The organism is Microcystis sp. LE19-41.2A (assembly GCF_027530405.1).
In the GTDB taxonomy this organism is placed as follows: Bacteria; Cyanobacteriota; Cyanobacteriia; order Cyanobacteriales; family Microcystaceae; genus Microcystis; species Microcystis aeruginosa.
Map to the genome: position 1 here is coordinate 1 of NZ_JAPZQJ010000173.1, position 7,566 is coordinate 7,566.

Below are 7,566 nucleotides of genomic sequence, written 5' to 3' on the forward strand. Positions count from 1 at the left end.
TATTTTCTTTCTATCCTCTGATAGTTTCCACCCACAGTTTTTATATTCCACAGAACGATTATTTTTCTGAAACTTGGGATAGCCTTTTTTACCTTTTATTTTTTTCTTACAATTGTCATAGAAACGGGCAATAGCTGACCAGGCCCGTTCGGCCGATGCTTGTCTAGCCATAGAATTTAGAGTATCGACAAACTTGAACTGTTTGGCGAGAACTGCACAATATTTATTGAGAGAATATTTATCAATTTTATCTTCCCTCTTGGCATCCATCCAAAGCCTTAATGCTTTGTTTCTGATGAATTGTACTGTACGAATAGCTTCATCAATGGCAGAACACTGACTTGGTTTGACCACGGCTTTCATTTCTAAGACAATCATTGTTTATCGACCTCAAACAACTTATTTTATATTAACCTGTACAGCATAGATTGTCAAGATTTTAGTCGTGCTTCGCTGTTTTATATTGGTCGGGGTTTCATCCCGTCCCTAAGCGCGAGGGTCTTCACCCCGACATTTGAGATAAACCGCACGAGCGACGCGGGTACGATTAGCCTCCTGGTCTCCGTGGGCATAAGTTAGATAAATCCAGCGATTTTGGGCAAATTGGGGATGAATTGCCACATCGAGCAGTCCTCCTTGTCCGACGGCAAAAACTTCGGGAACTCCAGCGATGGCTTTTGGGTCTAATTTACCCTCTCTAACTACTCTTAAACGACCGGGGCGCTCTGTGATGAGGATTTCCCCGTTAGGTAGCCAAACCATCGACCAAGGATGCTCTAAACCCTCGATTACGGTCACTTTTTGCCATTGATTGGTCTGGGAATTATTCGCCGAAGTTAATACATTTGCACCTTGACAACTGGAGATAATTATGGTATGTAAAACGCTAGATACTAAAGGGGAGAAAAGGCGATTGAGAGAATTAAGCATTAGTTGGTAACTCCCCAAGTTTGCCATGGCATAGACATCATTAAGGTTGGTTCGGGTTAATTGCTCGTACAAACTATTTGGCAATACCTCTAATTTTCGCTTTGACTTTTTCAATGAATGAAGAAGAATTAACATCGTGGAGATGTTGTTTACTGGCTTTACTTAGGATTGATGCCACTAAACCAAAGGAGGACTGAGAAGAAAAAATCAAATCATTACAACTGGCTAACAAATACATATCCATTAATGCTTCTATGCCATTTTGAATGCGATCGGGACATTGATCCCAGTTCTGGTGCATTCTTTCTCCCGATGGTGGAAACCATTTTGGTGTGGTGATAATATTTGGGAACTCCTCTTGAAATTTTTCAACAACTTCTTGAGAATCTGTAGCCAAGAAAATGCTGTTAAATTTATTGTTTTTGTTGATTTTTTTAGTATTAGTAATTAGCTTATCTAAAGGAATCTTCATGTCTGTGTATCTGACATGAACGCCTAGGGTATTCACTCCAAAGTAAGATGATCGGAAATCTTCGATAGACTGAACAATTTCAGGTTTCAGGCTTAGATGAGAGTTTAATACCTGTTTGATAATAGTACGATCATCCATTTTTGCCAAGTAATCGAACTTCCCATGAAAAAGTTGTCTCATCTGGTTGATTTTATGAGTATAGGCACAGAAAACCAGAATCTCACTCTCATAATTTGTTCTAGATAATTCAACCGACATAGATTGATCCGAAATCCTTAAATCTTTTCTTAGTCCACCAAAAGATTGATCTAACTTATCAATCCATATCTCAGGATAGACAGACTTGGTATCAGGTATAGATTCTACTGAAACGGTCTTTGGACAGTTAAAAAATAGAGGGAAGGAGTTGATATCGTCATGACAATAAGTATTATCCCGCCAATCAATAACTAACTGGCGATTACTAATTTCACTATAGATTATTGCACCACAGGCGGCCAGAATTCGGTTTCCCATGCCAGAGGAACCTTTACAAATCAGAAATTTTCTAGAGCTATTCATATTTTCTATTAAGTATCTACTAAACTATAAACCTAGGCGACGGCGAGTTTTTTTCAAACTAAAGGGAGAGTGAGCCATAAATAGCTTCACAAATTCTAGGCGACGCAGATAGAATCTGTTGGGTTAAACCCTTTAAAACTTCCTTGAGTAGATCGGGACGAGTAAAAACTGTTAAAATAACTGGCGGCAAATAACTAGGTAAAGGCATCTCATCAAGAGACATTGGTAAATTTGTTAAATTCATAGACTACCGCAAAACAAAATTTTTAACATCTGTACAAATCACGCCCTATATATTAACACCTTAATTTGAGTTTGTCAAGCTTAATTACACTTCGATAACTCCCAGCTAGAATTGTTTGACCTTAACTTGAGAGAAAACTTTTATTATAATGTTCGGATATACTGTCTCCTTTGCCTGACCACTTATTAACCATAACTTCCTAGTTGGTAACTCTCCAAGTTTTCAGCAGATCAATATAATTATATTGACTCCATTTTGAGGAGTTGTTTTAGAAAATTTAAGAGATTTTGTAGTGATGGTATTTGCGTTAAAGTTTGCTCGCTAATCCACCGATCATCAGAAATAGTTGCGGTGTTGGTTTTTCCCGGTTTAAGAATACTAGCAATGGCGGCAATAGTGGCTTTTTCTTTATCAAAAGGTTTCCAGCCAATTTGACTAATTTCCTCCTCAGAAAACTGTTGAATATATGCTTTTGCCCTCTTCATATATTCAGGATAGGCGATTTTTCCACAATCACAAAGTAGGGTATCTAAGACACCTTGATCAACATTATTAGGCAGTATGTATAATCCGACTCTTGGTTTATTTTCTTGAATAGTTCCCGTGGCAGCTACTACCCTGGGAAAGTCGGGAAAATATTCCCGAAAACCCTGATGATATTTACGAGCAACTTCTGCCGGGTTATCTTTATCCGCATCGGCAATAACGGCAAAAGCTGATAATTCATTGTTATAATCCATATCGGCAAGTTTATTGGTTAAATTTTTAATTAATTCACTGCCACCCCCGGCATAAATTGCCACGGATAAAGTCTCAGTATAAAGAATAGATGGCATATCGAGTCTGATGTAAAGTTTTCCAGTTTTAGGAGGAGGATATTTCGGAATAAATTTTTTCCAAATTGGTTCTAGATTTGAGAGTTCTTCACATTTAGAAAACCCCAGAAGTTTACACATAACTTTCACCAGAAAAGCTTGATCATGATTACCTTCCACTCCAATCAATATATGTTCTCGACTCACCAACGAACCTCCTGTCCTAAGTCTTCTCGTAAGCTTTTTAATCGAGTCCAATCATGTCTAACTACTCTAGTATAATTTTCCTTTGGTTCGAGACGATAAAGCACCAAATCTGATTCTCGTTCAGTAACTTCTAACAGAGCATCAACAGCTTCTAGACTGTGGGTAGTAGCAAACAGTTGTACATTCATTTTTTGACACCATTTAACTAACCAATTAAAAGAACTTTGCAGTGCCTCTGTATGAATAGCTGATTCTAATTCATCAATGAATAAAATTCCACCTTTAACACTGGCAAGTTTGAGGGCAATATGAAGTAAGCGACGCACCCCGTCACCAAAGGTACTAACGGGTACAAGTCCCAATTTTTCGTGTTGAATATAAATGTTAAATCTGGAAGATAAAGAATGAGGAGGTAAGAGAATTTCTAAATCAGAAATATTACTGTCCATTTGACGTAGTAAATCGATAACATCTGTTTTAAAATTGGCAAATCTCACTTCTGAAAGTAACCGAAATTGACCAATATCAGAACGATGAGAAGCGGGACTAACCAGAGAAGTTAGTAAGCTAGGTTCTTTTTTTCCCGATAGTCTAGAGAGAGGGCTATTTTCCCAAAGTTGATAGTTTTCTTTCAGGGGATTTTGGGGATAATTAATTAAACTTATTAATTGTTCTTGAGCCAGAAATACTGTTATCGATAAATTTATACCTTTTCTTGTTTCCCATAAATCTTCATTATTATCGATTAAATCTTCGTTTTCTTCGCTAATTATCTCATTAGGATGAAGCTTGTCTTCGGGATTGTCAATTAAAATAATTCCTTCGAGTTCTTCATAAATTGCCTCAATTTTCTGAACTTTAAAGGAGCCATTTCCTGTGATTGATATAACCCCGTGATTAAGTTTTTCTTGCTCAATCATTGCATCGTGGGTAAATAACCACTGTAGGGAATCTAGATAAGGAGTCCGAGAAACTCTGTACTCTTGTTCTCTTTGTCTAGCAGTATTTAGCCAAACTTTTAGATCTAAGGGATGACAGTAAATAGATAACGCTTCGAGAACGCTGGTTTTTCCCGAATTATTAATTCCCACAAGCAGGTTAATCTGTCCGAGATTCTTTAGCTCAAGCTCTCGCAGTCCTCTAAACTGGTGAATGGTAATGTTTTCTAGGCTTTTAGTCATAAACTTAGTTTAGCTGAAAAGGGTGACAAAAAACTAAGTCATCTACTCAAATGTATTGAAGTTTTAATTTAATCAACTTCTTCGGGTAAAGTCAGGATTATTGCCTCAATCAATTCAGGTGGTTATTCGGTGTAAATATGAATAAATTCGATAAAATCAGTTAATTATGCGGAAATATCTGCGTTTAAAACTAAATAAAAAATATTTACACTAATCCAGCGCCATTCGGATATTTTATGCTATCATTTCTAGGAGCGGGTTATTTTTAATAATGTCGCCATTTGATCAAAGACAATGCTTGCTTTAGAACAGCTTTATGAACGGGAGTACGATCGCTGGTTAAGCGAGACGATCGAGTTATTAAAAAATCGTCAGTTAGATCAGTTAGATTACGAACATTTGATCGAGGAGTTGGCAACTTTAGGACGGAGCGAAAAAACTGCTGTTAAAAGTTTAAGTTTGCAAATAATAATCCAGCTGCTACTCTATCAATTTTGGACAACAGAAAGAGAAAGAAATAGTAATCATTGGACGGCAGAGATGATCACTTTTCGAGTACAATTAGAAGATAAGCTCACCACCAATTTAAGCAAATTTCTAGAACTAGAGTTAGACAATATCTATGAAAACGCTCGCTTAATTGCCGAAAAAAAGACAGGATTAAAAAATTTACCGATAATTTGTCCCTACTCTCTGAGACAAATTCTTGAGAAACAGTGGTTTCCCGATACAGATAATCAATAAACTCTCAAAAATATGGACTCTCACAACAGTGAACCGATTATAATTGCCGAAGCTGTGGAAAAATGGTACGATAACCGCTTTCATGCTTTGCGGGGAGTCAATCTCACCGTTAATAAACAGGAAGTTGTCGTGATTATGGGACCGTCTGGTTCGGGAAAATCCACCTTTATCCGCACTTTTAACGGGTTAGAATCCTATCAAAAAGGCCGCATTATTATTGACGGAATAACTGTTTCCCACAACCTGAAAAATATCGAGGCAATCCGTCAGGAAGTCGGCATGGTTTTTCAACAATTTAACCTCTTTCCCCATCTGACGGTATTAGATAATGTCACCCTCGGGCCGATGTGGGTTCGCGGTTGGAAAAAAGCGCGAGCGGAGGAAATAGCGAGAAAACTCCTCGAAAAAGTTGGTATTCTCGAACAAGCGCTTAAATATCCCCCCCAGTTATCGGGAGGACAACAGCAGCGGGTGGCAATCGTTCGCGCTTTGGCCATGCAGCCGAAGGTGATGTTATTCGATGAACCCACCTCAGCTTTAGATCCGGAAATGGTGCGAGAAGTCTTGGAAACGATGCAAAGTTTAGCCAAATCCGGGATGACCATGGTTTGTGTCACCCACGAGGTAGGATTCGCGCGAGAAGTGGCCGATCGAGTGGTATTTATGGATCAGGGTTTAATTTTGGAAATTGCCCCCCCAGAAAAATTTTTTAATAATCCCCAATCCGATCGAACTCAGCAATTTTTAGCAAAAATTCTTTGATTTTCCATGACTTGATCATTAAACCATCTCTTTTTCTTCTTCTACCTCCACTAAAAGGGGAACGAGATTTTCATTTAAACGACCGGCTCGAATTAATTCTGCGTAGGTATTAGCTTCGATATCAAGTAAAGTATCTTGAAATTGTTCGGCTACCACATCTTTTAATTGTGGGTGTTCCTGTAGTAATTTTTGCAACTGATCGCCCAAGGCCTTTAGTTGTCCCTCCACTAGCGTTTTTTTGTGGCGATAAAATTCGGGATCGATATCGGGAAAACGTTCTGGTTGTTGCAGATAATTGGCAACCCTAGTTAAAGCAATTTGACGAGCAATTAAGGCCGAATATTCGGTGCGAATCGGTTGATCACCGATAAGATTGAGGGCATTTAATAGCCATTGTATAGATAATCCTTGCACCAATAAAGTAAATAAAACCACCCCAAAAACCACGTCAATAATTTCTTGACGGTAGGGGATAGACGTGGGAACACTTAACGCTAGGGCGATCGAAACCGAACCGCGCAATCCTCCCCACCATAACACCGTTCTTTCCTTGAAACTGATCCTATTACCCGTAATTAGGTTACTAATTCCCCCTAGTCCAAAAATTGAGAACAGACGGGAAACCACCATAGCGGCGATCGCTATTAAAATCCCGCTTAAGTGACTACCAAGACTCTCAAAACGGGTTTGATCGCCGATCAGTAAAAAGATGATGGAATTGACAAAAAAGGCGATAAATTCCCAAAATTCGCTAACTACCAGGCGCGTACGGGGACTCATACCAATGCGCGAACCGAGATTACCGAGAATAATCCCGACAATTACCACCCCAATCACACCGGATCCGCCCAATTTTTCCGTGACGAGATAGGTTCCATAGGCAGAAACGAGGGTGAGAGACTGTTCCACAAAAGGCAGATCGAAGCGTTGGGTAAGGTAGGAAATGCCGAAACCGATCACGCAACCCACACCGATGCCAATCCCCACAAAGGTGCAGAAACGAGCGATCGTAACGGGGACGGAAAAGGTATCGACTCCTAAGGGAATCCCCACCAAGAGGACGAAAGCGACCACAGCGACCCCATCATTAAAGAGACTTTCCCCTTCCATCAGGATCGTTAGTTTTTTACTGGCCCCCAATTCTTTAAATAGGGCAATCACAGAGACGGGATCGGTGGCAGCTAGGGCAGCACCCAACAGAAAAGCGATCGATAGGGGTAAATTAGCAAAGATATGTAGGGGATAGGCGACTCCCAAAACGGAGATAATTACCCCGATAACGGCAAAAAGGACGATAGTAACCCAATATTCCTTTAATTTAGCCCAAGGAATATTCCAAGCGGCTTCAAAAAGGAGGGGAGGCAGAAAAATTTCCAGAATTAATTCCGGGGAAAGATTAACTAGACGCAAATCTAAAAAAGCTAAACCCATACCGACAATAACTAACAGCAGGGTGTAGGGAATTTTGCGGAGGAAGGCAACGGTTCTCGATAAAGTGGCGACACTCAAGGAAATGGTCAAAACTAGCAGGAATTGCTCTAAATTATGAGCGATCGCTTCGTTAGCAGTAGATTCTAGACTCATTATTTTCAGTTATCAGAGATGGGGTGTGGGGTGTAGGGTGTGGGGTGTGGGGTGTGGGGTGTGGGG

Annotated in this window: 7 protein-coding genes and 2 pseudogenes; 2 read left to right on the plus strand and 7 right to left on the minus strand. The window is 39.6% G+C overall.

Going from position 1 to position 7,566, the window contains the following annotated elements; genetic code table 11:
• From O9290_RS07280 to O9290_RS07305, 6 genes and pseudogenes are all read right to left on the minus strand, one after another.
• Positions 1–378, minus strand: a pseudogene (locus O9290_RS07280) (RNA-guided endonuclease TnpB family protein); the annotation flags it as partial.
• A gap of 141 nt (positions 379–519) precedes the next feature.
• Positions 520–930, minus strand: a pseudogene (locus tag O9290_RS07285) (PQQ-dependent sugar dehydrogenase); the annotation flags it as partial.
• A 73-nt stretch (positions 931–1,003) separates the two neighbouring features.
• A complete protein-coding gene (locus O9290_RS07290) occupies positions 1,004–1,963 on the minus strand; it encodes a NodZ family protein (RefSeq protein WP_002762435.1) in 960 nt (319 codons plus the stop codon).
• A 58-nt stretch (positions 1,964–2,021) separates the two neighbouring features.
• Positions 2,022–2,207, minus strand: coding sequence for a hypothetical protein (locus tag O9290_RS07295; protein ID WP_002762436.1), 186 nt, complete (start codon positions 2,205–2,207; stop codon positions 2,022–2,024).
• Positions 2,208–2,446: 239 nt separating this feature from the next.
• Positions 2,447–3,229 (minus strand): DUF3226 domain-containing protein, encoded by a 783-nt coding sequence (locus O9290_RS07300; protein WP_288027655.1) that lies wholly within the window; start codon positions 3,227–3,229, stop codon positions 2,447–2,449.
• The gene (locus O9290_RS07305) at positions 3,226–4,410 is read right to left on the minus strand and encodes an AAA family ATPase (protein ID WP_002762438.1); all 1,185 of its coding nucleotides are present in this window, start codon (positions 4,408–4,410) and stop codon (positions 3,226–3,228) included. Before O9290_RS07305 ends, O9290_RS07300 begins: the two co-directional genes overlap by 4 nt.
• A 294-nt stretch (positions 4,411–4,704) precedes the next feature.
• Here O9290_RS07305 and O9290_RS07310 point away from each other — a divergent pair, with 294 nt between their 5' ends.
• Entirely contained in the window at positions 4,705–5,154 is a 450-nt protein-coding gene (locus O9290_RS07310) for a DUF29 domain-containing protein (protein WP_185238064.1), read from the plus strand.
• A 12-nt stretch (positions 5,155–5,166) separates the two neighbouring features.
• The gene (locus tag O9290_RS07315; protein ID WP_288056591.1) at positions 5,167–5,916 is read left to right on the plus strand and encodes an amino acid ABC transporter ATP-binding protein; all 750 of its coding nucleotides are present in this window, start codon (positions 5,167–5,169) and stop codon (positions 5,914–5,916) included.
• Between the two features lie 18 nt (positions 5,917–5,934).
• Here O9290_RS07315 and O9290_RS07320 read toward each other — a convergent pair whose 3' ends face one another.
• A complete protein-coding gene (locus tag O9290_RS07320; RefSeq protein ID WP_288056593.1) occupies positions 5,935–7,500 on the minus strand; it encodes a cation:proton antiporter in 1,566 nt (521 codons plus the stop codon).
• Between the last annotated feature and the right edge of the window lie 66 nt (positions 7,501–7,566).